This is a genomic window from Salinivibrio sp. PR932 (genome assembly GCF_001996125.1).
GTDB classification, from domain to species: Bacteria; Pseudomonadota; Gammaproteobacteria; order Enterobacterales; family Vibrionaceae; genus Salinivibrio; species Salinivibrio proteolyticus.
The window spans coordinates 59,070-82,478 of record NZ_MUFM01000014.1 but is presented as its reverse complement, the minus strand read 5'-3'; the positions used below and the strand labels follow the sequence as shown (position 1 = coordinate 82,478).

General features: G+C 51.4%; 20 protein-coding genes and 3 tRNA genes. 15 read left to right on the top strand and 8 right to left on the bottom strand.

Annotated features, from left to right (window positions below):
* Position 1 precedes the first annotated feature (1 nt).
* Together BZG84_RS09005 and BZG84_RS09000 are read right to left on the bottom strand one after the other, a co-directional pair.
* Positions 2-1,108 carry an efflux RND transporter periplasmic adaptor subunit gene (locus tag BZG84_RS09005; RefSeq protein ID WP_077479960.1) on the bottom strand — a complete coding sequence of 369 codons (1,107 nt, stop codon included), beginning with the start codon at positions 1,106-1,108 and terminating at the stop codon, positions 2-4.
* A 21-nt stretch (positions 1,109-1,129) separates the two neighbouring features.
* Complete coding sequence (locus BZG84_RS09000; RefSeq protein WP_232112113.1) at positions 1,130-1,729, bottom strand: TetR/AcrR family transcriptional regulator; 600 nt, start codon at positions 1,727-1,729, stop codon at positions 1,130-1,132.
* A 130-nt stretch (positions 1,730-1,859) separates the two neighbouring features.
* On the opposite strand from BZG84_RS09000, the gene rep reads away from it, so the two are divergent.
* The gene (rep, locus tag BZG84_RS08995; RefSeq protein ID WP_077479958.1) at positions 1,860-3,881 is read left to right on the top strand and encodes a DNA helicase Rep; all 2,022 of its coding nucleotides are present in this window, start codon (positions 1,860-1,862) and stop codon (positions 3,879-3,881) included.
* Positions 3,882-3,936: 55 nt separating this feature from the next.
* Here rep and BZG84_RS08990 read toward each other — a convergent pair whose 3' ends face one another.
* Positions 3,937-4,371, bottom strand: a complete 435-nt coding sequence (locus tag BZG84_RS08990) for a c-type cytochrome (protein ID WP_069590326.1) — start codon at positions 4,369-4,371, stop codon at positions 3,937-3,939.
* Between the two features lie 322 nt (positions 4,372-4,693).
* Here BZG84_RS08990 and BZG84_RS08985 point away from each other — a divergent pair.
* From BZG84_RS08985 to BZG84_RS08950, 8 genes are all read left to right on the top strand, one after another.
* Positions 4,694-4,770, top strand: a tRNA-Arg gene (locus BZG84_RS08985).
* Between the two features lie 34 nt (positions 4,771-4,804).
* Positions 4,805-4,880, top strand: a tRNA-His gene (locus BZG84_RS08980).
* Positions 4,881-4,905: 25 nt separating this feature from the next.
* Positions 4,906-4,982 (top strand) — tRNA-Pro (locus BZG84_RS08975).
* 766 nt (positions 4,983-5,748) lie between these two features.
* On the top strand, positions 5,749-7,467 hold the full coding sequence (locus BZG84_RS08970) for an ABC transporter ATP-binding protein (protein ID WP_077479957.1): 1,719 nt from the start codon (positions 5,749-5,751) through the stop codon (positions 7,465-7,467).
* Positions 7,468-7,559: 92 nt separating this feature from the next.
* Positions 7,560-9,113, top strand: coding sequence for an ABC transporter substrate-binding protein (locus BZG84_RS08965; protein ID WP_077678147.1), 1,554 nt, complete (start codon positions 7,560-7,562; stop codon positions 9,111-9,113).
* 56 nt (positions 9,114-9,169) lie between these two features.
* Positions 9,170-10,147 (top strand): ABC transporter permease, encoded by a 978-nt coding sequence (locus BZG84_RS08960; RefSeq protein WP_077479955.1) that lies wholly within the window; start codon positions 9,170-9,172, stop codon positions 10,145-10,147.
* 3 nt (positions 10,148-10,150) lie between these two features.
* Entirely contained in the window at positions 10,151-11,089 is a 939-nt protein-coding gene (locus BZG84_RS08955; protein WP_069590317.1) for an ABC transporter permease, read from the top strand.
* Positions 11,090-11,208: 119 nt separating this feature from the next.
* Positions 11,209-12,021 (top strand): hypothetical protein, encoded by an 813-nt coding sequence (locus tag BZG84_RS08950; RefSeq protein ID WP_077678146.1) that lies wholly within the window; start codon positions 11,209-11,211, stop codon positions 12,019-12,021.
* 74 nt (positions 12,022-12,095) lie between these two features.
* On the opposite strand, the gene BZG84_RS08945 is transcribed toward BZG84_RS08950, so the two are convergent.
* From BZG84_RS08945 to hemC, 4 genes are read right to left on the bottom strand one after another with little or no spacing between them, the layout of a single operon-like run.
* On the bottom strand, positions 12,096-13,292 hold the full coding sequence (locus tag BZG84_RS08945; protein WP_077479953.1) for a heme biosynthesis HemY N-terminal domain-containing protein: 1,197 nt from the start codon (positions 13,290-13,292) through the stop codon (positions 12,096-12,098).
* On the bottom strand, positions 13,289-14,419 hold the full coding sequence (locus BZG84_RS08940; RefSeq protein WP_077479952.1) for a uroporphyrinogen-III C-methyltransferase: 1,131 nt from the start codon (positions 14,417-14,419) through the stop codon (positions 13,289-13,291). The genes BZG84_RS08945 and BZG84_RS08940 overlap by 4 nt, the downstream gene beginning before the upstream one ends.
* Entirely contained in the window at positions 14,412-15,176 is a 765-nt protein-coding gene (locus tag BZG84_RS08935; protein WP_077479951.1) for a uroporphyrinogen-III synthase, read from the bottom strand. The genes BZG84_RS08940 and BZG84_RS08935 overlap by 8 nt, the downstream gene beginning before the upstream one ends.
* Complete coding sequence (gene hemC, locus BZG84_RS08930; RefSeq protein WP_069590307.1) at positions 15,173-16,108, bottom strand: hydroxymethylbilane synthase; 936 nt, start codon at positions 16,106-16,108, stop codon at positions 15,173-15,175. Before hemC ends, BZG84_RS08935 begins: the two co-directional genes overlap by 4 nt.
* Positions 16,109-16,498: 390 nt before the next feature.
* Between hemC and BZG84_RS08925 the strand changes: the two genes are divergently transcribed.
* Complete coding sequence (locus BZG84_RS08925; RefSeq protein WP_077479950.1) at positions 16,499-19,084, top strand: class I adenylate cyclase; 2,586 nt, start codon at positions 16,499-16,501, stop codon at positions 19,082-19,084.
* A gap of 50 nt (positions 19,085-19,134) precedes the next feature.
* Here the strand turns inward: BZG84_RS08925 and cyaY are convergent, their stop codons facing one another.
* Positions 19,135-19,446, bottom strand: a complete 312-nt coding sequence (gene cyaY, locus BZG84_RS08920; protein WP_077455777.1) for an iron donor protein CyaY — start codon at positions 19,444-19,446, stop codon at positions 19,135-19,137.
* A 77-nt stretch (positions 19,447-19,523) separates the two neighbouring features.
* On the opposite strand from cyaY, the gene lptM reads away from it, so the two are divergent.
* From lptM to xerC, 5 genes are read left to right on the top strand one after another with little or no spacing between them, the layout of a single operon-like run.
* Complete coding sequence (lptM, locus tag BZG84_RS16205; RefSeq protein WP_101494787.1) at positions 19,524-19,634, top strand: LPS translocon maturation chaperone LptM; 111 nt, start codon at positions 19,524-19,526, stop codon at positions 19,632-19,634.
* A gap of 24 nt (positions 19,635-19,658) precedes the next feature.
* The gene (lysA, locus tag BZG84_RS08910; protein WP_077678145.1) at positions 19,659-20,912 is read left to right on the top strand and encodes a diaminopimelate decarboxylase; all 1,254 of its coding nucleotides are present in this window, start codon (positions 19,659-19,661) and stop codon (positions 20,910-20,912) included.
* Between the two features lie 8 nt (positions 20,913-20,920).
* On the top strand, positions 20,921-21,751 hold the full coding sequence (gene dapF / locus BZG84_RS08905) for a diaminopimelate epimerase (RefSeq protein ID WP_077479948.1): 831 nt from the start codon (positions 20,921-20,923) through the stop codon (positions 21,749-21,751).
* Entirely contained in the window at positions 21,748-22,437 is a 690-nt protein-coding gene (locus tag BZG84_RS08900; protein WP_077678144.1) for a DUF484 family protein, read from the top strand. The genes dapF and BZG84_RS08900 overlap by 4 nt, the downstream gene beginning before the upstream one ends.
* On the top strand, positions 22,437-23,408 hold the full coding sequence (xerC, locus tag BZG84_RS08895; protein WP_077479946.1) for a tyrosine recombinase XerC: 972 nt from the start codon (positions 22,437-22,439) through the stop codon (positions 23,406-23,408). Before BZG84_RS08900 ends, xerC begins: the two co-directional genes overlap by 1 nt.
* Position 23,409 lies beyond the last annotated feature (1 nt).

Here is a 23,409-nt window from a genome sequence, read left to right as displayed (position 1 = left end):
CTTACAATTGAGGTAATTGTTCTGGTGGTGTGAGAGCGTCATTTTCGACGATTTTCACTTTTGAACCGTTGCTCAAGCGCACTTGGCCGGACGTTACCACGAGATCGCCAGGTGCGAGACCATCAATGATTCGGACTTGGTGGCCACGACGCTCGCCCACTTTAAGCACTTGCTGATAAGCACGCTTTTCGCCATCTTCTTCACGGATCACATAAACACTTTCGCCATACAAAGTGAAGTTAATCGCGGTTTGGTCAATCACGATTTGATCTTCAATGGTGGGCAAAATGATGTCTGCACGGGCAAACATCCCTGAGCGTAGTTGCCCATCGTTGTTGGGAATGTTGGCCTCCACTTTAATCAGGCCGCTTTGACTGTTGACGGCTGGCTCGATAGCACTAATTGAGCCGATAAATTCCATTTCTGGATACGCATCAACGGTGATACGCAGTGGCTGACTGAGACGGATTTTAGCAATGTCCGTTTGTGGCACGGTAAAGCGAAGCTTCATTACAGAGGTATCTTCTAAACGAGCAATATCGGTACCTGGCTGCAAATATTCACCCATAAAGACATTACGCAGACCAATAACCCCATCAAACGGCGCTTGGATATTACGACGGGCGATGGTGGCTTTCAGCGCCGCGATATCCGCTTGTAACGAACGATAATTCGCCTCGGCTTCATCGAGTGCTTCTTTGGAAATGGAGCCTTTGGCAAACAGACCTTGATAGCGTTTAAATTTTGCTTCCGCTGCAGGCAGGCGCGCTTGAGTGCTGGCGAGGTTGGCTTTTTCAACACTCGAGTCGAGCTCGACCAGGTTTTGCCCACGCTCGACGGTTTGGCCTGATTCAAAATTGATCACATCGACCACCCCTGCAATTTGCGTGGTTAGGGTAATCCCTTGATTTGGCTCGATAAAACCAATAGCGTCGATGGTGGGGGTCCATGGCTCAGCAGCAACCGTCACGGCCGTGACCGGATGGGTTGGTTCCGGCATATTTGCCATGTATTCCGCTATCTTTTGCTGCTTGAACAGGTTAAAGCCAATCACACTGCCAAACAGCAGCAGTGCAAGGATCAGCATGACAAAAAACCATTTTTTCATCGAAGTTAGCTCCGAACGTCGTTAGTGAAGAGAAATTGCATCCCAGCAAGCGCGAATTGCATCTGCGATAGTATCATCGCTCAGGGTTATAACACCCCGAACCTGTTTGCGAGCTAAACAAACCGCCGGTTCTAGCCCGAGAGCGATCAAAACTTCATCGTTCATGGGTTTGAATAGCCCTTGGTCTTTACCTTGTTGAATCACATGATAAAGATCAGCAAATGCAATGCGTTCCTGCTGAGTGTGTGCATGGTCATCACGTGGTAGTGCTTCGAATTGATCACGTGATAACAGGAGATGGTCGCGCTGTAACATCATGTGCCACGTATTGCGCCATAGGCGTTCAAATTGGTCGCGCAGTGTTGGTTCATCCTTAACCCCATGTTGAATGTGTGTCGCGCATTGCATCATCAGATGCGCCGATAATTGACGGAGTAAGTCATCCTTGTCATCGAAATAGCGATAAATGGTGCCAGCTGCTACGCCAGCATGCTTGGCGACTTGCTGCATCGAGACTTTATCGAGCCCACGTGTCGCAATGAGTTGCTCAGTGGCTGACAAAATTTGGGTGCGTTTATCCATACTGTGCATGGTATCAATAGTGAATGAACGTTCATTCATTTTAGTCGGATTTTTGCACGAATGACAAGGGCAAAGTGTAGTCAATCTTTGCGACAATCGCGCGGTAAGATAGACATGTGAGTGTTTCCCTCTACAATGCCAACTCAGGTTAAAAAGAGGCGTTGTCACCATGAAACTTAACCCCGCGCAGTCTGATGCGGTGCGCCATATTTCCGGTCCTTGCTTGGTTTTAGCGGGTGCTGGTTCAGGAAAAACACGTGTTATTACCCACAAGATCGCCTATTTGGTGCAACAATGTGGATATAAAGCGCGTCATATCGCGGCGGTAACCTTTACCAACAAAGCAGCGCGAGAAATGAAAGAACGTGTCGCGCAAACGCTCGGTAAACAAGAGTCGCGCGGCCTGATGGTGTCAACCTTCCACACTCTGGGTCTGAATATCATTCGACGAGAATACAAAACCTTGGGGCTCAAGGCGGGCTTTTCTCTCTTTGATGACCAAGACCAATTAGCGTTGCTCAAAACTTTGACCGAAGATGAGCTGGATAATGACAAAGATTTGCTGCGTCAATTAGTGCATACCATCTCGAATTGGAAAAATGCGATGCTGGGGCCTGATGAGGCACTGGCGCAGGCGCAAGGTGAGCGCGATCAGCTATTCGCTGCCTGCTATGCGCGTTATCAAAAACAAATGCGGGCGTACAATGCGTTGGATTTTGATGACTTGATATTGATGCCGGTGGCGTTACTTAGTCAGAATCAAGCGGTTCGGGAGCGCTGGCAAGCACGCATTCGTTACCTGCTCGTGGATGAGTATCAAGATACCAATACCAGCCAGTATCAGTTGGTAAAACTGCTGGTGGGCGAGCGTGCGCGCTTTACGGTGGTTGGGGATGACGATCAGTCGATTTACTCATGGCGAGGCGCCCAGCCGAAAAATCTCGTTTACCTGCAGCAAGACTTTCCTCGCTTGCATGTGGTGAAATTGGAGCAAAACTACCGCTCAACCAGTCGCATCCTCCGCGCGGCCAACATCTTGATTGCCAATAATCCGCATGTTTTTGAAAAAACGCTTTTCTCAGCATTACCTGATGGGGACATGCTAAAGGTATTGACGGCGAAAAATGAAGAACATGAAGCCGAGCGCGTGGTCGGCGAGCTGATAGGCCATCGTTTTCTCGGACGTACCCAATACAAAGATTACGCCATCCTTTATCGCGGAAACCACCAATCGCGTTTAATCGAAAAAGCGCTGATGCAAAACCGCATCCCTTATAAAATATCGGGCGGCACCTCCTTTTTTGCTCGCGCAGAGATTAAAGACATCATGGCTTATTTGCGCTTGCTGACCAACCAAGACGATGACAACGCCTTTTTACGTATTGTGAATACCCCGCGACGCGAAATCGGCCCTGTCACGTTGGAAAAACTGGGTAGCTACGCAAACCAGCGAGGCAAAAGCTTGTTTGCGGCGAGCTTCGAGTTGGGGCTGACACAGCATTTGTCGGGCCGAGGGTTGGCCTCGTTACAGGCGTTCACACGTTGGATTGTTGAATTGTCCGATCAGGCTGAACGTGGCGATACAGTTGCCGCAGTACGGGCGTTATTGCGCGATACCCATTACGAAGACTGGCTATATGAGACCTCATCCAGCCCCAAAATGGCGGAAATGCGGATGAAAAATGTCTCGGATCTCTACAGCTGGATAGTGGCTGACTTAGAGGGTGACAACCCGGATAATGTCGAGCGCAGTTTACGAGAAGTGGTTCAGCGCCTTACGCTGCGCGACATGATGGAGCGAGGCGAAGACGATGATGATGCCGATCAAGTACAGCTGATGACCTTACATGCGTCTAAGGGGCTCGAATTTCCCTATGTATATATGATTGGCATGGAAGAAGGTTTGTTGCCTCACCAGTCGAGCATCGACGAAGACAATATCGATGAAGAGCGGCGTTTGGCGTACGTGGGGATCACGCGGGCACAAAAAGCGCTGACTTTTGTGGTGTGTAAAGAGCGTCGCCAATTTGGTGAATTGATAAAACCGCAGCACAGCCGTTTTCTTGACGAATTGCCGTTTGAGGATGTGGAATGGGAGGCGAACAAGAAGCCCGTTTCACAACAAGAGCGCATGGAGAAGGGACAAGCCGCGATCGCGAACCTAAAAGCGATGTTAAACCAAAATAAATAAGCGCCGTTGATACGGCGCCTCTTATCACTCAGTCGAACGTAATAACCATTCCGTCTTAGAGTGCGTCTAGCATGTGCTCAATCGCGGCAACGATCTCGTCGTCAGAGCAGTCCATACAGGTGCCTTTAGCAGGCATCGCATTAAAGCCATTGATAGCGTGTTTGGTGAGGGTTTCCATGCCTTTATCGACACGAGGTCCCCAAGCGGCGGCGTCACCGGTTTTTGGTGCGCCTGCTGCGCCTGTGCTGTGGCACGCAGTGCAGTAGGTATTATAAACCTGATCGCCGGTACGCGGACCCGTCGGTTCAGCGGCAGCCGTTTCGACCGGGGCTTGACCGTCAAGGTATACATCACCCACTGGGGCAATGCGCTCGGCAATGGCGGATTTTTCACTCTCTGAGACTTCAAGCGCCTGTGCGGCTGAAGCAAACATGAAGGCAGCCACAGAGGCAACCATGATATGACGTAGACTCTTTCCCTTTGCGCTCACAATGACACTCCCACATTACTGGTGGCTTACGCCTTTTTCGTCTTATTTTGTCGCCAACCTCAAAGGGTGAATCAATGAAGACGTGATTCGGCCGCGACATTCATATTTCTCTACGGGCTCACCCAAACAGGGTAGGTTAACCCCGTGTAAAGATTAGGTGATTATAGCGCTTTAGATTGTTACGTTAAACCGTTATAGTAGAGACCTAACTGACGATTTCTACGCAATTTGTCCAAAAAGAGACCAGTCAGTAAAAAAATTAAAAAAAGTGCTAGACGGCTGGTAACGATATCCGTAATATTCGTCACCGCCAACGGGGCAAGCGCCCGTAGCTCAGTTGGATAGAGCGTTGGCCTCCGGAGCCAAAGGTCACAGGTTCAAATCCTGTCGGGCGCGCCATTCCGGGATAGAAATAGATGGCAAAAAATCAGTGGTGGCTGTAGCTCAGTTGGTAGAGCCCTGGATTGTGATTCCAGTTGTCGCGGGTTCAAGTCCCGTCAGCCACCCCATTATTCCCGCTAAAAGCGAAAATGTCGGTGAATAGCGCAGTTTGGTAGCGCATCTGGTTTGGGACCAGAGGGTCGGGGGTTCGAATCCCTCTTCACCGACCACTATTCAAACCCCAGCCTAACGGCTGGGGTTTTTTCGTTTTTACCTGTTCGTTTGGGATAGCGGGTCGGGGGCCGGAAGCCCGGTCGCGCGGAAGGCCGCCCCATCGAATTCCTCTTCACCGACTACCATTCAAACCCTAGCCTAACGGCTGGGGTTTTTTCGTTTCTAGGTCTGCTTATCATGATAGGTGCGTCTGTATAGACCCCTGTCTGATTTACCTACCTTGCCTGCCTATTTATTTTTTGTCGCGATGATGCGGCTTCATGAAGAAAAAGTCAGAAATTAGAGCTTAATCAAGAATCCCACACAGAAAAAACCCTGAATCTGCCCGATATCAGCGGCTACGCGATACTGCTGCTATACCTTAGATTAAACAGGGTAAAACACTGCTATTTTTGTTATTGATAAAATAGATAACAATTTACGCCGTTAATATCAGGGTAAAGCACTGGCAGTGTTTGATGAGTGTTAACAGGTTAGGCTTTATCTTATGCGTAATTTGTTTTACAACTGTGACACGGTAATGAGTCTGTATTTCACTGATATGAAATGTGTTTTGTATCTTTTGGTGTGAGTTTACAGAGAATGACTGTGAATGATTATTCGACCCTTAAGCAGGATTATGGCATATCCTGCTGTGTTGTTGATTTTTTGTGAAATGTTTGCCAGATTGGAATCCCCCTATTTTTTACTGGGTATCGGTTGAACAGGGCTCAGTCTGGACAAGGAGTACATCGTCACATTCGACGATGCCAAGGATGATAAATGGCACTGCTAGAAGTAAATAACCTACGAATAGAGTATCCGTCTCGTCATGGCGTTCATGCGGCAGTGAAATCACTGTCATTTACCATTGAACGCGGCGAGATCGTTGGTGTGGTCGGTGAGTCCGGCGCGGGTAAGTCGACGGTTGGCAACGCGGTGATTGACTTACTTAGCCCACCGGGACGGATAGCCAGCGGCGATGTGTACCTCGATGGCAAAAAGATTTCTGGTCTGACGCCCAATGAGATGCGCAAGGTTCGTGGGGATAAGATTGGCTTTATCTTCCAAGACCCCATGACATCGTTAAACCCACTGTTCACGGTGGAGCAGCAGCTGACTGAAACCATTCTTACCAATTTAAATGTGACTCAGCAGCAAGCCTATCAGCGGGCGTTGACCTTAATGGAGCAAGTGGGGATTCCAGATCCAGAAATCCGCATCAAACAGTACCCCCACCAATTCTCTGGCGGCATGCGTCAGCGTGTGGTGATTGCTATCGCCCTAGCCGGTGAACCCGATTTAATCATTGCCGATGAGCCTACCACTGCATTGGACGTATCAATACAGGACCAAATCCTGACGCTCATCCGTGACTTGTGTCAGCAGAAAAACGTCGGCTGTATGTTGGTGACCCATGATATGGGTGTGGTCGCGAATGTCACTGATCGCGTTGCGGTGATGTATCGCGGTGATTTGGTGGAAATTGGCACCACCCGACAAGTACTCGGTGAGCCACAACATCCTTACACGCAAAGTCTGATTTCGGCGGTACCACGCTCAGATATCAAGCTGGATCGCTTTCCACTGGTTAACTATATCGAAGAAGCTGGCGAAACCGTCGAGCTGGATATTAAAAACCATTGGCTGGGGCAAAGCCAAGATCAACGCGCTTATACCGGACCGTTATTGCAAGTCAAAGACGTATCGCTGCGTTTTGTTACCAAAGATTCGTTATTTGCCAGCCGCCGCGAATATGTTCAAGCGTCTGATCATGTCAGCTTCGATATTGTCGAAGGTGAAACCTTCGGGCTGGTGGGCGAGTCAGGGTCGGGTAAGTCGACCATTGCCCGTGCGATTACGGGGCTGTATCCGCCCAATACCGGACAAATCATTTTTGAAGGCATTGATCTCACCGCGATTAAGAGCGAACGGGCGCGACGGCCGATTCGTCGTCAAATGCAGATGGTGTTTCAGAACCCGTATTCGTCGATGAATCCGCGGATGAAAATCTATGACATTATCGCTGAGCCTATTCGCTTCCACCGCTTGGCAGACAATGAGTCTCAGATCCGTCAGATCGTGGGGGATTTATTGGATTATGTTGGATTAGGACGTGGCGCGGGGATCAAATACCCTCACGAGTTCTCTGGTGGTCAACGTCAGCGGATTTCAATTGCCCGCGCACTGGCAACGCGCCCGCGCTTATTGATTTGTGATGAACCTACGTCGGCGCTGGATGTGTCGGTGCAGGCCCAAATTCTAAACCTGCTTAAAGACCTACAAGACGAGCTCAATCTCACCATGCTGTTTATCAGTCACGATTTGCCAGTTATTCGACAAATGTGTGATCGCATTGGTGTGATGCGCAAGGGTCAGCTGTTGGAAGTGGCACCGACCGAGCAACTATTTACCGATCCTCAGCATGAATACAGCCGCAAGCTGATTTCATTGATGCCGGAATTTAAGGGAATGAGCACGGAAGGTTTGCAAACGGCATAGTTAGCCTGTGCCGTCGCGGCCAGATGGCCGCAATTGATTACCGATGCAAACACAGCAGGGGACACTCCCCTACGCATAAAGGAGCTATGCAAATGAAAACAATGAAGAGCAAGATTGCCGTGGCGCTGATGGCCGCAGGCCTAAGCTTTAGCGCAGCCGCTGCGGATATCACTATTGCTTACGATGCGGATCCTGTCTCACTTGACCCGCATGAGCAACTGTCTGGTGGCACGTTGCAGCTTTCTCATATGGTCTTTGATCCGCTAGTCCGTTTCACCCAAGAGATGGACTTTGAGCCACGCCTCGCGACCTCTTGGGAGCGCATGGATAACAAAACGGTGCGCTTTAATCTGCGTGAAGGTGTGACGTTCCACTCTGGTAACCCATTTACTGCTGATGATGTCGTATGGACGTTCAAGCGCCTCAAATCCTCGCCAGACTTCAAAGGGATCTTCACCCCGATTGTTGATATTAAAAAAGTCGATGCGCATACGGTAGACGTGATCACGGATGGCACCTACCCATTGGTTGAAAACGTGATGACCTATGTCTTCCCAATGGACAGCAAATACTACAGTGGTAAAACCGAAGACGGGCGTGACAAAGCAGAGCTGAAGAAAAATGGCTCAACCTATGCGTCAACACACCTGTCAGGGACCGGTCCTTACGTGGTTACCGAGCGTGAGCAAGGCGTTGTCGTGGAATTTAAGCGCAACGAAAACTACTGGGACACAGAAAGCGAAGGCAATGTCGACAACATCACCTTACGCCCAATTAAAGAAGACGCCACCCGCGTCGCTGCCTTGTTGTCAGGTGATGTGGATATGATTGCGCCGGTGTCACCGAATGATTACCGCCGTATCGAACGCTCTGATAACTTGCAGTTGGTGACCATGCCAGGGACGCGCGTGATCACTTTCCAAATGAACCAAAGTGTTGTTGATGAGTTTAAAGACCCGCGTGTTCGTCAAGCGGTTGCTTATGCGGTCAATAACGAAGGTATCGCGCAAAAAATCATGAAAGGTGCCGCCACGCCAGCTAGCCAGCAAAGCCCCGTCGGGTATGCAGGCTACAATGCTGATCTAGAGCCGCGTTATGACTTGGCCAAAGCGAAAAAGCTGATGGAAGAGGCGGGTTACCCAGATGGCTTCTCGATCACCATGATTGCGCCGAATAACCGTTATGTGAACGATGAAAAAATCGCTCAAGCGGTTGCGGCGATGATGGCGAAGATTGGGATTAAGGTCGATCTGCAAACCATGCCAAAAGCGCAATACTGGCCAGAGTTTGATAAGTGTGAAGCGGGCATGCAAATGATCGGCTGGCACCCAGATACGGAAGACTCCGCCAACTTTACCGAGTTCTTGACCATGACCCGCAATGCGGACACAGGTAAGGGCCAGTACAACTGTGGTCACTACTCAAACAGTGAAGTCGACAAACTGGTCACGGCGGCGAATTCAGAGACCGATCTCGAGAAGCGCAGTGCCATGCTGCAAAAAGTCGAGAAGATCCTGTATGACGACGCTGCTTTCCTTCCTCTGCACTGGCAGGATCCATCATGGGCCGCCAAAAATAACGTCAACATCAAACCGATTGTTAACGGTATGAACTTCCCTTATTTCGGCGATTTGGTCGTCGAGTAAGGGTGTAAAAGGGGGCCTGATAAGGCCCCTTCATCTCCAATCGCTTAGAGGCAAACATGGTAACGTTTTTAGTCAAACGTCTGGTTCAGGCACTGGTAGTGATGTTTGTGATCAGTCTGGTGGCGTTTGCTATCCAGGACAACCTCGGCGACCCCTTGCGGGAGCTGGTGGGGCAATCAGTATCAGAAGCGGAGCGTAACGCGCTGCGCGATGAGATGGGACTTAACGATCCCTTTATTACCAAGTACACCCGTTTTATCGGCAAAGCGGTACAGGGCGACTTGGGAAATTCGTACTTCTTTAAACGTCCCGTGGTGGACGTGATTTTAGATAAGCTGGTAGCGACACTGGAGCTCGTCGCTGGGGCGGCGTTAATTATCGTTGTCGTGTCGATCCCACTTGGGGTGTATTCTGCCATTCATCCCAATAGCATTCTCACCAAAGTCATCATGGGCTTCAGTATTGTGGGGATCTCGATACCTGTTTTCTTAACCGCCATCATGTTGATGTATGTGTTCTCGATTGAGTTAGGTTGGTTGCCGTCCTATGGGCGAGGTGAAACGGCCAATTGGCTTGGTTGGGAGTCCGGCTTTTTCACCTTGGATGGCTTGGCGCACTTAGTGCTGCCCGCGGTCTCGCTGGCATCGATCATGTTACCGCTGTTTATTCGCTTAGTGCGATCTGAAATGCTGGAAGCGCTTGGCACTGAATACGTGAAGTTTGCGCGTGCCAAAGGATTGCCCCAGAAGAAGGTGTACTACCAGCACGCGTTAAAAAATACCATGTTGCCCGTTGTCACCGTCGGTGGGGTACAAATTGGTACCATGATTGCCTATACCATTTTGACGGAAACTGTCTTCCAATGGCCTGGCACGGGCTTTCTTTTCCTTGAAGCGATTAACCGTGTGGATACGCCACTGATCACCGCTTATGTAATTTTTGTCGGCTTGATATTTGTGATCACGAATACCTTTGTTGATCTGCTCTATGGCCTTATCAACCCAACGGTCAATCTTACAGGTAAGGAGGCATAGGCAATGACACAAACAACCACTCAGCCAAACCGTTGGCAGCGCTTTTTAGCCTCAGATTTTCTCTATCACTTTAAGCGTGACAAAGTCGCGATGGCGAGTTTTACCGTCTTTGTCCTGTTCGTCTTATTGGCGCTATTTGCCCCGCTTATTGCGCCGACCAATCCTTACGATCTGACCATGATTGATATTATGGACTCAGAATTACCCCCGGCATGGATGGAGTGGAGCGATCCGCGTTTCCTATTAGGGACGGATAACCAAGGGCGCGATATTTTATCGACCATGATTTATGGTCTGCGTATCTCCCTGACCATTGGTCTGTGTGCGGTTGGTTTACAGCTCCTATTGGGTACTGTGATTGGGCTCAGTGCGGGCTATTTTGGTGGACGAATCGACAGCTTTTTCATGCGAATTGCCGATATTCAGTTATCGTTCTCGACCATGATGGTGGCGATCATTGTCTCGGCCATTTTTAAAGCCAGCTTTGGCAGTGAGTTTTACAGCCAATATGCCATCTTAATGCTGGTGGTGATTATCGGAGTGGCGGAATGGCCACAGTATGCCCGCACCATTCGTGCATCTGTGCTTGCTGAAAAGAAGAAAGAGTACGTCGAAGCGGCGCGAGTGATGGGCTTTCGCTCCCCGCGGATCATGTTCCGCCATATTTTGCCCAACTGTCTTTCGCCCATTTTGGTGATTTCGACGGTGCAGGTCGCTAACGCGATTATGTCGGAAGCAGCGCTATCCTTTTTGGGTTTGGGCATGCCGGTCGATCAGCCGTCATTGGGCTCACTGATCAGTATCGGATTTAACTATATCTTCTCGGGGTCGTGGTGGATCACTGCCTTTCCTGGCATCGTACTGGTCTTACTGGTATTAGTCATCAACTTGCTGGGCGATTGGCTGCGGGATGTCTTCAACCCCAAAATCTATAAAGGGTGAATAAAATGGCTGCGTTTGCAGCCATTTTTGTTGGAAGCTAACAGGCTGAGCAGCGCTCGCTTGAGTCGCCGCGTCACTTTGCTTAAGCTGACAACATTCGGTTTTCAGGAGAGCAAATCATGAGGTGGTTGCGACGTCTTGCGGTCAGTGCCGTAGCAACATGGGCGATCAGTGCGCCAGTGAATGCGGCGCAAACGCCGTGTGCGGTGATTGACCACCAACAAGGCTGGCCCATTATTGGTGAGCAGTGCGATATTGGTGAAGGATTATGGGGCAACCAAGCGCTTGACCCAAACAGCCATGCGTTTTGGATCCAGTGCGGGGCAACGGAAGGTGTACCATCGCGCGCGTTTTTCCAGTCGCTGCGTCAAGGGTTGCCAGACTTGCCGTTTCAGGTGCATCTCCGTGATGGGCGAGGGCGTTGCCTGATTGGTCCGTATGATAATCCTGACGTGGCCCGTTTGGTGTTGCAGCGTGTGCGCCAGTTCGGACCCACCCAAAAGGCTGTTATGCGTCAAACACGCCAGCCATTATCGGAACCGGCCGTGATTCGCTTACCCCCTTTAGCGACGCAGGCGAAGTCTGTGACGTCCTCATCGACAATGGCAAAATCAACCATGCCAGCTAGTGCGTCCACCATTAACCTGAATCATTTTGGCTTGCCTGAGCCGGAAGATGGTGATCAGCAATATGTGGAAAAGGATATCAATTGGTTGCGTATTGACTATGCAGGCGCGATGGCACGGTGCCAAAAAGAGGGCATGATGCTGGCAAGCCAAGCTGATTTGACCGCGGTATCTAAGGCCACCGATCAGTTGCCTATGCGTTTACCTTATTGGGTGCAAGGAGCAATGGGCGTGGATGCCCGCACTGGGAAAGTGGTGACACGTAATGCCGATGCGGCGTTAAACGTATTGTGCAAAAAGCGTTGACGCTCGGATGAAAAATAACAAACGCCCCGCTTGAAGCGGGGCGTTTTCGTTTGCTTGTGTCTCATTTTCCACGATTAAGCGGCAGGCGGTTGCTCGGGTAGCGCAAGTTTGAGTGCGGTGCGAGAGACATCGCTGGCCGCTTTTCCTTGATTGAGCTTATCCAATACATCGGCGAGATATGCGTAGTCGGTCACGTCCGCACGATACTCGAGGGCTTTCTCAAAGTGGCTACGTGCGTCTTGCCATTTCCCTTGTTGCATCAGCAACTGTCCTAACGCGCTATGGGTGACAGGATTACGAGAGTCGTACCTGAGGAGCTCTTCGAGCATGACCACGGCGAGATGAATGTCAGGCAGCTTTAAGCTGGGGAGCAGCGCAATCAGGCTGTCTTCCGGACGTTTTTTCAAGGCTTCTCGCAGTAGAATATAGGCTTCAGAATCCGCGTTGCGCGCCACTAAGTGGTGTACCAGCCCCACCAATAGAGCGGGTTGGCTGCGTTTGGTTTTCGAGAGTCGATTCCAGTGGGTTAGCAGCCCCTCAGTGCCTTGTTGGCTGGCAATGTGTGCCATGACACCGAGTTCCGCACGCTCACTGAGTGCTTCCAATTGCGTCCCATCGAGAAGCTGAGCTTTTTTCAGCGTGGGCAGCAAATTCAATAATGCCGACCAATCTTCCAGTTGAATATAGGTGTCTTTAAGCAGGGATAGCATCACCGGGTTTCGAGGGTGTTGGCGCTTAATGGCACGCAATGACGCCAGTGCTTCTTCGTACTGACCGCTTTGGCTGTGTAGTTGTGCACGGGTCAGGGCAAGTGCCAAGCTGTTGGCGTTAAGGTCGGCGGCTTGCTGGAGGTACTGATCCCTGGCATGAAGATCTTGACGCTGCTGCGCGGCTTCGGCAGCGGCCAGTAAATTATGCATGGGCGCGTCACTGAAAGGACGGGCTTTTGCTAATAGCTTCTCCGCTTGCTTCCATTCGCCTTCGCGTAATTTCATCAATCCCGTTTGGGTTTGCTTGCGTGCTTTGCGTTGTTTACGTCCTGATAACCAACCGCTCGCGGTGCTACTGAGCGAGAGCAGCTTGCGCAGCACCCACTCGAGCACCCATAACACTCCAATCAATCCAATAATGAGGATAATCAGAGTAGTAACACTCATCTCAAGTGTCTGCTCGGCAGCAGAGATCAGCACATACCCTTGTTGACCAGCAAGCTCCGGACCGACGAGCAGACCGGCAACCAGCGCTAAGACAAGCAGTAGGAGTTTAATCATGACTGACCCCCTGTGAGTGGCGCGATGTCTCGACGCAGTCGGGTGTCGATTTCATCACTGACCAAGGCTTGGCTTTTGAGCTTGTTAGGTAAATCGATGCCGATTCTTTGCTGGTCGAGTGCATCGATTTGCTCGACAAAGCGTTCCGTCACGGTCGCATCTTGGTTATAAAAGCGAAGCGTCCAATCTTTGGCCATACCCAAGGCCTCATGATACAAGGCGTCATTACCTTGATAGACCGCGCGCATCGCTTGATCGAGCTTGTTCTTGACGTTCTCTTGCAAATAGTAGCTTTGCGTTGGCGACAGCAGTGGGACAACATTGCCATCACGTTTTCGGTAGGTGACAAAGTTATCGACAAAATCTTTGACGGAGGTGGTGAGGTTGGTTTGCCAGTCATTAACCGATTCGCTCACCACCGGCTTTTCGGTTTCAATCGCGTCAGGGATCACCGCATTGGCAAGCGGTAAGGTTTCGACTTGCTGTTGCATACTGGTTAAACGCAGCACGATGCCGTCGCGATCAATACGTTTTACTGCTTTTAGCGCCGTAATATCGTCGGCCATCGCCTGACGAATGGGCATCAAAGAAGGATCGTTAAGCTGGGCAATGCGATGGTCGGCCGCCTCCATCAGCGCGGTGGCGCTTTGCGCGTCATGCTCGAGCCAAATTTTGCGTCCAGCCATACGAATAAGGTAATCCGCTTCGGCAAGCAGCCAGTCATTCGGACGGCGCCCTTTCACTTCGGCTACCGCTTTTTGCAAGCTCTTCAAGGTATTGTCTTGCTGCGCTAAGCGTGTTTGGGTGTCATCAACCACTTGCGCCCGCGCTTTTTCTGCTGCCTGTTGCTGGTCATTTAGGGCTTGCTCAAGACGTGCAATCTGCGCTTGCTGCGCGGATAGCGTGTTTTGCAGCACGGTGGCTTGTTGGTGGCCGTGGTAGAAAAGCCAACCACTCGAGCCCAGTGCAATGGCGATGGCAACCGCACCTAATACTAGTCCACCTCGGCTGCGTGTGGCAGGTTTAGACTTATTAGGCGCCGCTTTATTGTGCGAGGCGTGCGTATCTGGTGAAGAGGGAGTCGTGGCCTTGCTTTGCTTGGTGTCGGTGTTTTTGTTGTCAGTCATCCGAAAGTCCCGTTTTTCTTAACCTCAGCAGCGTGTTAACCAGTGCGTCATTGGCCACGCTGTCAACGGTCGTAATCGTGTCAAAACCGAGCGCAGTCGCTTGATCTTGAATCCTTTTACTGGGCACCAGTATACGGCATTGGCGCAGCCAGTGCTGTCCGCTCAGTGTGATAAGTTGATCAAAGTGGGCTAATTGTTGACCACTGGTTACCACCACGGTGGTAATCGTGTCTTGTGGCCAGCTTACTACTTGCGATACTAAAGGCTCAATCGCCCATTGTCGTAGATAGGCCTCGCAATAGTGAACTTGCCCGCCTTGCGACTGCAAGGTTTGCCCCATCATATCGCGTCCGCTCTCTCCACGAAGAATGACCACCTGCTTCCCTTTTATCACGTTAAAAGGCGCCAATGAGAGCATGCCTTCGCTATCTTCTCGGGCAGGATACTGTACTGGCTGGTTGGTAACCTGCTGCCATTCGTTGGCCGTGCGCTGACCGACGGCCACATAATGACAATGACGCGGCCACGCCATTCCCTGTTGTTGCAGAGCTTGATGGGTAAATGCGACCGCGCGGGGGCTAACGGCCACTAACACACTGCCAGCGGGGAGAGAGGAAAGTAGCGCGGGCAGTGACGGTAAACCTCGCCCCGGCGCAAAGCTAACCAGTGGGCAAGGCAAGGCCGCCAGCTTGTGTTGGGCAAGCTGGTCGACTAATTGGCTGCAATCCGGCTCGGGGCGAACAACAACAATGGTCATGCGTCGTCTTGATATAGCTTATCCAAGATTTGACGTGCGCCTTGGGCGAGCAGTTGCTCGGCGAGATCGGTGCCCAGTTGTTCGCCTTTCTCGAGCGGTCCTGTAATTTCGCCGCGCAGAATGGTAGAGCCATCGGGCTCACCGACTAAGGCACGTAGCCAGATTTTGTCGCCTTGGATTTCTGAATAACTGCCAATCGGCACCTGACAGCCGCCTTCGAGGCGATTGTTCATTGCCCGTTCGCACAATACGCGTTGGGTGGTGTTGGCGTCAGACAGCGGAGCCAGCAAGGTACGAATACGTTCATCATCCAATCGACACTCAATCCCTACCGCGCCTTGGCCAACCGCGGGTAAGATCACTTCTGGCGGGATTTCGCTGCGAATGCGATCGTGCAAGCCCAGTCGTTTTAACCCAGCTGCTGCGAGGATGATGGCGTCATATTGGCCATCGTCGAGTTTACCGAGACGCGTGCCGACATTGCCGCGCAATGTATTGACCACCAAGTCGGGGCGGCGCTCACGAAGCTGGGATTCTCGACGTAAGCTGGAGGTGCCTACCACCGCCCCTTCGGGCAATGCATCAATGCTGTCGTAATGATTAGAGACAAAGGCGTCACGCGGGTCGCCACGTTCACAAATGGTGACCAGCCCCAGTCCTTCAGGAAATTCGACTGGAACGTCTTTCATCGAGTGCACGGCGATGTCGGCGCGACCGTCGAGCATGGCTTGCTCGAGCTCTTTAATAAACAACCCTTTACCGCCAATCTTGGCGAGCGGCGTGTCCAGAATCACGTCACCTTTTGTGACCATCGGCACCAGCTCGACGGATAAACCTGGGTGTGACTGCTCAAGAGCCGCTTTAACAAACTCCGCCTGCCACAAGGCCAGAGGGCTTTTGCGTGTCGCAATGCGTACGGGGGTTGAATACATGATTTGCTTTCCTTCTTACACAATGGCGCCCATCCTATCATTGGCGCTGCGCTGGACGTAATCTCTCCTGACGCGTTTGCGCATTTATGGCGTGCTGGTCGTGATATAGGTGAAAAAATGTGATCAATCGCTTATTATTACAGCAAATTGTTACTTGGAAAGACGGCATTTTTGCTGGTCTACGACTAAGGTTGTAGAGCGAAAAAGATTGATGTTGGTCTCAAAAATCGCCTATAGTGCGGCATAGATACCACCACACAGGCATCGGGGTTATTGGCTTTACCCGAGTTGTCTAGAGTGTTACATTGATCACGTTTTGTTATCTGCAATTGGGCGGATACGGTGAAGACAGTAACGTCGACCTGTTGACCGGGATGTCAACGAATCTGGATGATTGCCTTGCAAACATACGTTGAACAGCAAACTGAACGCATCGAGGCGTTTAACCGTGTGAGAATGGATCGCGCGCGGTCAGCCATGAGCCGACAGGCTCAAGCGGTTTTCGATGTGCTGCCAGTGCTTTTACATCTAAACCATCCGGCTTTACCGGGGTTTTTTGACGACAGCGTGCCCTTTGGCATTGCCGATTACGAGCTTGATGAGACACAACGTCAGTTTGTCTCCGATTGCCTGATCCACACAGACACCCGCTTCTCCTCTCTAACTGCGCGTTTTGAGCACGATCAGCGCCTGCCGATTAAAGGCATGTATACCATGGGCAGTACCGGCTCCATGGGACAAAGCCTCACCAGTGACCTCGATATTTGGGTATGTGTGGATGCCTCCGTCAGCGCGGCGCAGCGCGAGATGCTGGATGCCAAGTGCACCGCTATTTCAGAGTGGGCCCTCAACCAAGGAGTAGAAGCGAACTTCTTTGTGGTCTGTGAGGGGCGTTTTCGCCACCACTTGTCACAGGCGATGACCAGTGACAACTGTGGCACCAGTCAGCATTTTCTTTTGCTGGATGAGTTTTATCGCTCCTCCATGCGACTCGCTGGCCAAAAACTGTTGTGGTACATGGTGCCACCAGAGATGGAAGCGTGCTACGAGGACTATGTGGATACGCTGGTCGCTGACCATGGCCTTGACCGTCGTGATTGGGTCGACTTTGGTGGTCTACCGACCATCCCAGCCGAAGAATATTTTGGCTCAAGCTTGTGGCAACTGTATAAAAGCATTGATTCACCGTATAAGTCTGTCCTCAAAGCGATTTTGCTCGAAGCCTACTCATGGCAGTATCCCGGCACCCAGCTTCTGAGTGTGGATGGCAAACGCCGTTTCTATGCCGGTTGGGTCGATGTGTATCAGTCCGACGCCTATTATTTGATGCTGGAAAAAGTCACCCGTTATTTGGAATCCATTGGTGACACCCGTCGTCTTGACCTTGTACGTCGTTGTTTTTATCTAAAAACCCATGAGAAATTGACTCAGGCGCCGTCGACTGGCTCGGTCGCATGGCGTCGTGACGTGTTGCGATTGCTAACCCGTGAATGGGGCTGGGATGAACAGGCGCTGGCCTACCTCGACAACCGCCGTTACTGGAAAGTCGAGGAGGTAAAATACGCGCACAACGAGCTGCTTGACGCCTTGATGCAAAGCTATCGGAACCTGATCCGCTTTGCCCGCCGCAACGATATTACGTCCGCGATTAGCCCACAAGACATCAGTATTCTCGCGCGTAAACTGTATGCCGCCTTTGAAGAATTGCCGGGTAAAGTGACCTTATTGAATCCGCAAATTTCGCCGGATTTGCACGAATCGGATCTCACCTTTATTCAGGTCTCGGAAGGGCGCACCAATGCGCCGGGTTGGTATTTGTACAAGCACTCGCTTGACCCGGTCGATATCATTGGTCGCGCGCCGCTAGAGCACAATGCTTATTTATCCAAACTGGTGGCGTGGGCGTTTTTCAACGGCTTGCTGACGGAGTCAACCCATTTGCACACCGTGGTGCGCGATGCGGATGTTGATATTGATACCTTGTATCAGCTGGTCAGTGACATGCGGAACACCTTCTCCTTGCGCCCACCGCGCCCGACATTGGATGCGCTGTCGAGCCCGTGTGAAATTCGCCAGCTCGCTCTGTTTGTCAATTTAGAGCAAGACCCGACATCGGCATACAAAAAACCGTCGATGCGTTTTGACTTCAAAAACAGTGATATTTTCAGCTACGGTCCCGAACAAACTTGTTTGGTGGGGAGTGTCGATCTCGTTTATCGCAACTCGTGGAATGAAGTTCGGACCCTGAATTACCGTGGCGATGATGCCATTTTGGAAGCATTGAAAACCATGCTGGGCAAAATGCACCAAGACGCGCTGCCCCCAGAGTCTGTGGACGTGTTCTGCTATTCCAGCAAGATGCGTGGCTTAATTCGTAATCTGGTCTATCAATTGGTCGCAGAGTGCATTGAATTGCGCTTAAAACCGATTGAAAAGGAAAAGCGCCGCCGCTTTAAAGCATTACGCATCGGCAAGCAGACCCATGGCTTGTTCTTCGAGCGCCGTGGCGTGTCAGTCCAGCGGTTAGAAAACTCGGTGGATTTTTATCGCTGTATTTCCACCAACAAGGTCAACGGCACACCGGTGATGGTGGTCGACAACCCACAAGATGTGCATCCGCCTGAAGTGGTTGATGCCTACGCCAGTGAAGGCTTGGTACAGTTTTTCTTTGAAGATTGTACCAATGGCTACAATCTCTATATTCTCGACGAAAACAATCGGGTGGAAGTATATCGCCAGTGCAGCGGGGATAAAACCGAGATGGTGCAAGGGGTAAACCGTTTCTATACCTCCTCTCATGACCGCTACAGCTACAGTGCCAATTTTATCAACTTTAACTTGCCGCAGTTTTATCAAATCGTGACCGATGAGCAGGGTGAAACCCAAGCCTTGCCGTTTAAATGCGATCCACAATGGCAGCCGCCGCGACAGCCGCCACATCAAGGGTTAGCCGGTCAGGTAGCGTCGTTTAAATAGTCAACGAGCGCGGCCCGAGAGGCTCGCGCTCTGTCGATTGTTCACCAAGATCACCAAGAAACAGGCTCGCCCGCGTGCTTACTGCATTCTTGTTGCACCAGATCCATCAGCACGAGTCCCGTTTTGCTGCAAGTCCATTCGCCGTCTTTGAGGGCAAAGTGGAACCCACCGCTTTTCGACGCCAGCCAGATTTCTTGCATCGGCTCTTGGCGGTTAATGATGATTTGGCTGCCATCATCGAACTCCAGCGTCATTACGTTGCCAACGCTCTCATAATCGATGTCGGCGCCTGAGTCATCGATACCTTCTTCAATGGCCTGCATTTGTAAATCGACCAACTGATGATATTCCGTTGTGTTCATCCCGTTACATCCTATTGCTTTTCATGGTTGTGATGCGATTATAGAGGGCATTGACTCGATAATCACTGGCATTCACTATGCGAAAACTCGTCATTTTACTGATGCTCACTGGCATCATGACACTGACCGGCTGTGGCCAACAAGGGCCCCTGTATTATCCGGACCAACAACCGACGCAAAATCAATAACCAACGACGACAGGGAAGAACACCTTGGATTATTTCAATTATCAGGACGACGGCCAGCTGTGGGCCGAATCATTGCCTTTGACCCAGCTTGCCGATAATCACGGCACACCCTTGTACGTCTATTCACGTGCAACCTTTGAGCGCCATTGGCACGCATTTGATCGCGCCGTGGGCGATCATCCGCATTTGGTGTGCTATGCCGTTAAGGCAAACTCCAATATCGGTGTGTTAAATGTGCTGGCACGCTTGGGGTCAGGATTTGATATTGTCTCTCAAGGTGAACTCGAGCGCGTGCTCGTCGCCGGCGGTGATCCCGCGAAAGTGGTGTTTTCTGGCGTGGGGAAAACGGCCGCAGAAATGCGTCGTGCACTGGAAGTAGGCATCAAATGCTTCAATGTGGAATCCCACTCTGAACTCGATCGCTTAAACCAAGTGGCGGGCGAGTTGGGTGTGCAAGCGCCGATATCGTTGCGTATTAACCCTGATGTGGATGCCAACACCCACCCCTACATCTCAACGGGCTTAAAGGAAAACAAATTTGGTATTGCCTTTGCGGAGGCGTTGAATAGTTTTCGTTATGCAGCCAGCTTGCCACACCTTAAGGTCGAAGGCATTGACTGTCATATCGGCTCACAACTGACCGAACTCGCGCCTTTTATTGAATCTACCGACCGCTTGTTGGCGTTGATTGATACCTTGGGCGATGAAGGTATTACGATTCGTCATCTGGATGTGGGCGGCGGATTAGGCGTGACCTATAGCGACGAGAAACCGCCTCAGCCATCGGAGTATGCCAAAGCGTTGTTGGCGCGTTTGGACAATCATCGTCATCTTGAGCTGATTTTTGAGCCGGGCCGTGCGATTGCCGCCAATGCGGGGGTGTTGCTGACCAAGGTTGAGTTTCTCAAGCACAGTGAGCATAAAAACTTTGCCATTATCGATGCGGGGATGAACGATTTAATTCGTCCTTCACTGTATCAAGCCTATCAAGAAATCATTCCCGTGGTGCCGCGCCAAGGGGAACCACAAACCTATGATTTAGTAGGACCAGTTTGCGAAACGGGTGATTACTTGGGCAAAGACCGCTCGCTGGTGTTAGAAGCGGGTGATTTACTGGCGGTACGCTCAGCCGGCGCATATGGCTTTGTGATGGCGTCAAACTATAACTCACGCTGCCGCCCCGCCGAGGTCATGGTTGATGGCGACCAAGCACACCTTGTGCGCGAGCGCGAAAACTTGGCGTCGTTATGGCAGCTTGAACAGCGCCTACCAGAATAAGGATTGGCATGCAGGTACAGTTTGCAAAAATGCACGGGCTGGGCAACGACTTCATGGTGGTTGACTGTGTCACGCAAAACGCGTTCTTTTCGCCGGATCTGATTCGGCGTTTGGCCGATCGTCATCGTGGCGTCGGCTTTGACCAGCTATTGGTCGTGGAGCCGCCCTACGATCCTGAGACAGATTTCCATTATCGCATTTTTAATCCTGACGCATCGGAAGTCTCGCAATGTGGCAATGGTGCGCGCTGCTTTGCGCGTTTCGTGCGAATGAAAGGGCTAACCAATAAGCATCAGATCAGCGTGAGCACCCAAGCCGGTAAAATGCTGCTGCACATTGAAAACGACAATCAGGTGCGTGTGAACATGGGCGAGCCGGAATTCACGCCGGGGAAAATTCCGTTTCGTGCCAACTCACAAGAAAAAACCTACTTGATGCGGGTGGCGGAACAGACCTTGTTTGTCGGTGCCGTGAGCATGGGCAACCCGCATGTAGTGACTGTGGTCGAGGATGTTGACCACGCCGACGTGGACACCTTGGGACCGCTACTTGAAAGTCACGAACGCTTCCCTGAACGGGTCAATGCCGGCTTTATGCAGATCCTTTCCCGCAATGCGATTAAGCTTAGAGTGTACGAGCGCGGCGCTGGTGAAACCCAAGCCTGTGGCAGTGGCGCGTGTGCCGCGGTTGCGGTCGGGATTATACAAGGCCTGCTTGATGAGCAAGTAACGGTGAGTTTACCCGGTGGAGATCTACGCATTCGCTGGCGCGGGCCGGGCCATTCCTTATCAATGACAGGCCCAGCGACACATGTATTTGATGGACAATTACAATTATGAATGATGGGGTAGAAGCCTCGACACTGGAAACCATGCCGCTGAGCGAAGAGGCGGTGGCGGCGTATTTAAAAGACAATCCAGATTTTTTTATTCGCCATCGCGATTTGCTGACGCAGCTGACCGTGCCACACGGTGAGCAAGGCGCGGTATCGCTGGTGGAAATTCAACTTAAGCGCCTGCGTGAGCGGGTAGCGGAGTTGGAAGAAGACATTACCCAACTGATGAGCCTGGGGGCGAAAAACGATGCCCTTTTCCGTGCTTTTGCTGAAGCGCATCAGGCCCTGTTGCGTGCCAACACGCCACAGGCGGTGGAAGCGGCGTTAACGGCACTTAGCGAGCAACTGCAACTTACCGTCAGTATACGGGTGTATGCGCCTATCGACGGGCTGCAGACCATCTCGCGTCAAGCGGTGGATCAATTAAAAAGCCATCATTTTGCCGGACGTCGTTGTTATCTTGGGCGCTTACGCCGTGTGGATGCGGAAGCGGTGATGGCAACGCCACCGGAGCTAGGCTCTTTTGCGCTGGTACCGATTAAAGGGGAAGGCAAAGAGTGGGGACTGTTGAGCTTTGCGAGCGCAGATGGCGGGCACTTTCAGCCAGACATGGACACCCTTTTTATCGAACAGCTGGCGGCACACTTGGCCATCTTATGTGGTCAGTGGACAAACAAGGGTGAACGTTAGTGACAGCGGTAACGCCTGACCAAGCTGCTCCCCGTTCACTGACGGTCCCTCTTGACCGTTTTTATCAATATCAACTCAGCGAACGGGGCCTTAGTGCCCATACGCAACGCAATTATCAGCGCCAGTTAGATAAGGTTGTTGACTTTCTGACCGCGCGGGGTATCGCCCATTGGCAAGACGTGGATGCGGATTGGGTGCGACAAATATCGAGCCAAGCCAAACGCGATGGCCTTAAACCGGGCAGTATTGCGTTGCGGCTGTCCGCACTGCGCAGCTTTTTCGACTACCTCGTTCTCACCGAGCAGCTCGCGGCTAATCCGGCCAAAGGGGTCGCCGCGCCTAAGCAAGGGCGTCAGTTGCCGAAAAACCTTGATGTGGATGAAATGAATCAGCTGCTCGAGGTGGATCAAGACGACCCGCTGTCGGTGCGGGATCGGGCGATGATGGAGCTGATGTATGGCGCAGGATTGCGGTTAGCCGAGCTGGTTGATTTAAACGTGCGTGATGTCTCGGTACGTAAAGGGGATTTGCGTGTCACCGGTAAAGGGGAAAAAGAGCGCATCGTGCCTTTTTCCGGCATGGCCAAAACTTGGGTGATGAACTGGCTGAAAGTGCGCAACCAGCTCCTCAAAGGGCCAGAAGAGGCACTGTTTATCTCTAAACTTGGCCAGCGAATTTCGCACCGTAGCGTGCAAAAACGTATGGCGGAGTGGGGACAAAAGCAGGCGGTGAATAGCCACATTAATCCTCACAAACTGCGCCACAGTTTTGCCACTCACATGCTGGAATCGTCCGGGGATTTGCGCGCAGTGCAAGAGCTTCTCGGCCATGCCGATTTAAGTACCACACAAATTTATACCCATTTGGACTTTCAACACCTGGCGAAAGTATATGACGCGGCGCATCCCCGTGCCCGCAGCACAGGGGCTAGCAAACCTCGCGCAGGTAAAAAAAACAACTCGGAGTCGTGAT

Excerpts from the sequence above, each read along its gene's own strand:
- BZG84_RS09005 (WP_077479960.1), bottom strand. The coding sequence starts at position 1,108 with ATGAAAAAATGGTTTTTTGTCATGCTGATCCTTGCACTGCTGCTGTTT.
- BZG84_RS09000 (WP_232112113.1), bottom strand. The coding sequence starts at position 1,729 with ATGAATGAACGTTCATTCACTATTGATACCATGCACAGTATGGATAAA.
- rep (WP_077479958.1), top strand. The coding sequence starts at position 1,860 with ATGAAACTTAACCCCGCGCAGTCTGATGCGGTGCGCCATATTTCCGGT.
- BZG84_RS08970 (WP_077479957.1), top strand. The coding sequence starts at position 5,749 with ATGGCACTGCTAGAAGTAAATAACCTACGAATAGAGTATCCGTCTCGT.
- BZG84_RS08965 (WP_077678147.1), top strand. The coding sequence starts at position 7,560 with ATGAAAACAATGAAGAGCAAGATTGCCGTGGCGCTGATGGCCGCAGGC.
- BZG84_RS08960 (WP_077479955.1), top strand. The coding sequence starts at position 9,170 with ATGGTAACGTTTTTAGTCAAACGTCTGGTTCAGGCACTGGTAGTGATG.
- BZG84_RS08955 (WP_069590317.1), top strand. The coding sequence starts at position 10,151 with ATGACACAAACAACCACTCAGCCAAACCGTTGGCAGCGCTTTTTAGCC.
- BZG84_RS08950 (WP_077678146.1), top strand. The coding sequence starts at position 11,209 with ATGAGGTGGTTGCGACGTCTTGCGGTCAGTGCCGTAGCAACATGGGCG.
- BZG84_RS08945 (WP_077479953.1), bottom strand. The coding sequence starts at position 13,292 with ATGATTAAACTCCTACTGCTTGTCTTAGCGCTGGTTGCCGGTCTGCTC.
- BZG84_RS08940 (WP_077479952.1), bottom strand. The coding sequence starts at position 14,419 with ATGACTGACAACAAAAACACCGACACCAAGCAAAGCAAGGCCACGACT.
- BZG84_RS08935 (WP_077479951.1), bottom strand. The coding sequence starts at position 15,176 with ATGACCATTGTTGTTGTTCGCCCCGAGCCGGATTGCAGCCAATTAGTC.
- hemC (WP_069590307.1), bottom strand. The coding sequence starts at position 16,108 with ATGTATTCAACCCCCGTACGCATTGCGACACGCAAAAGCCCTCTGGCC.
- BZG84_RS08925 (WP_077479950.1), top strand. The coding sequence starts at position 16,499 with ATGATTGCCTTGCAAACATACGTTGAACAGCAAACTGAACGCATCGAG.
- cyaY (WP_077455777.1), bottom strand. The coding sequence starts at position 19,446 with ATGAACACAACGGAATATCATCAGTTGGTCGATTTACAAATGCAGGCC.
- lptM (WP_101494787.1), top strand. The coding sequence starts at position 19,524 with ATGCGAAAACTCGTCATTTTACTGATGCTCACTGGCATCATGACACTG.
- dapF (WP_077479948.1), top strand. The coding sequence starts at position 20,921 with ATGCAGGTACAGTTTGCAAAAATGCACGGGCTGGGCAACGACTTCATG.
- BZG84_RS08900 (WP_077678144.1), top strand. The coding sequence starts at position 21,748 with ATGAATGATGGGGTAGAAGCCTCGACACTGGAAACCATGCCGCTGAGC.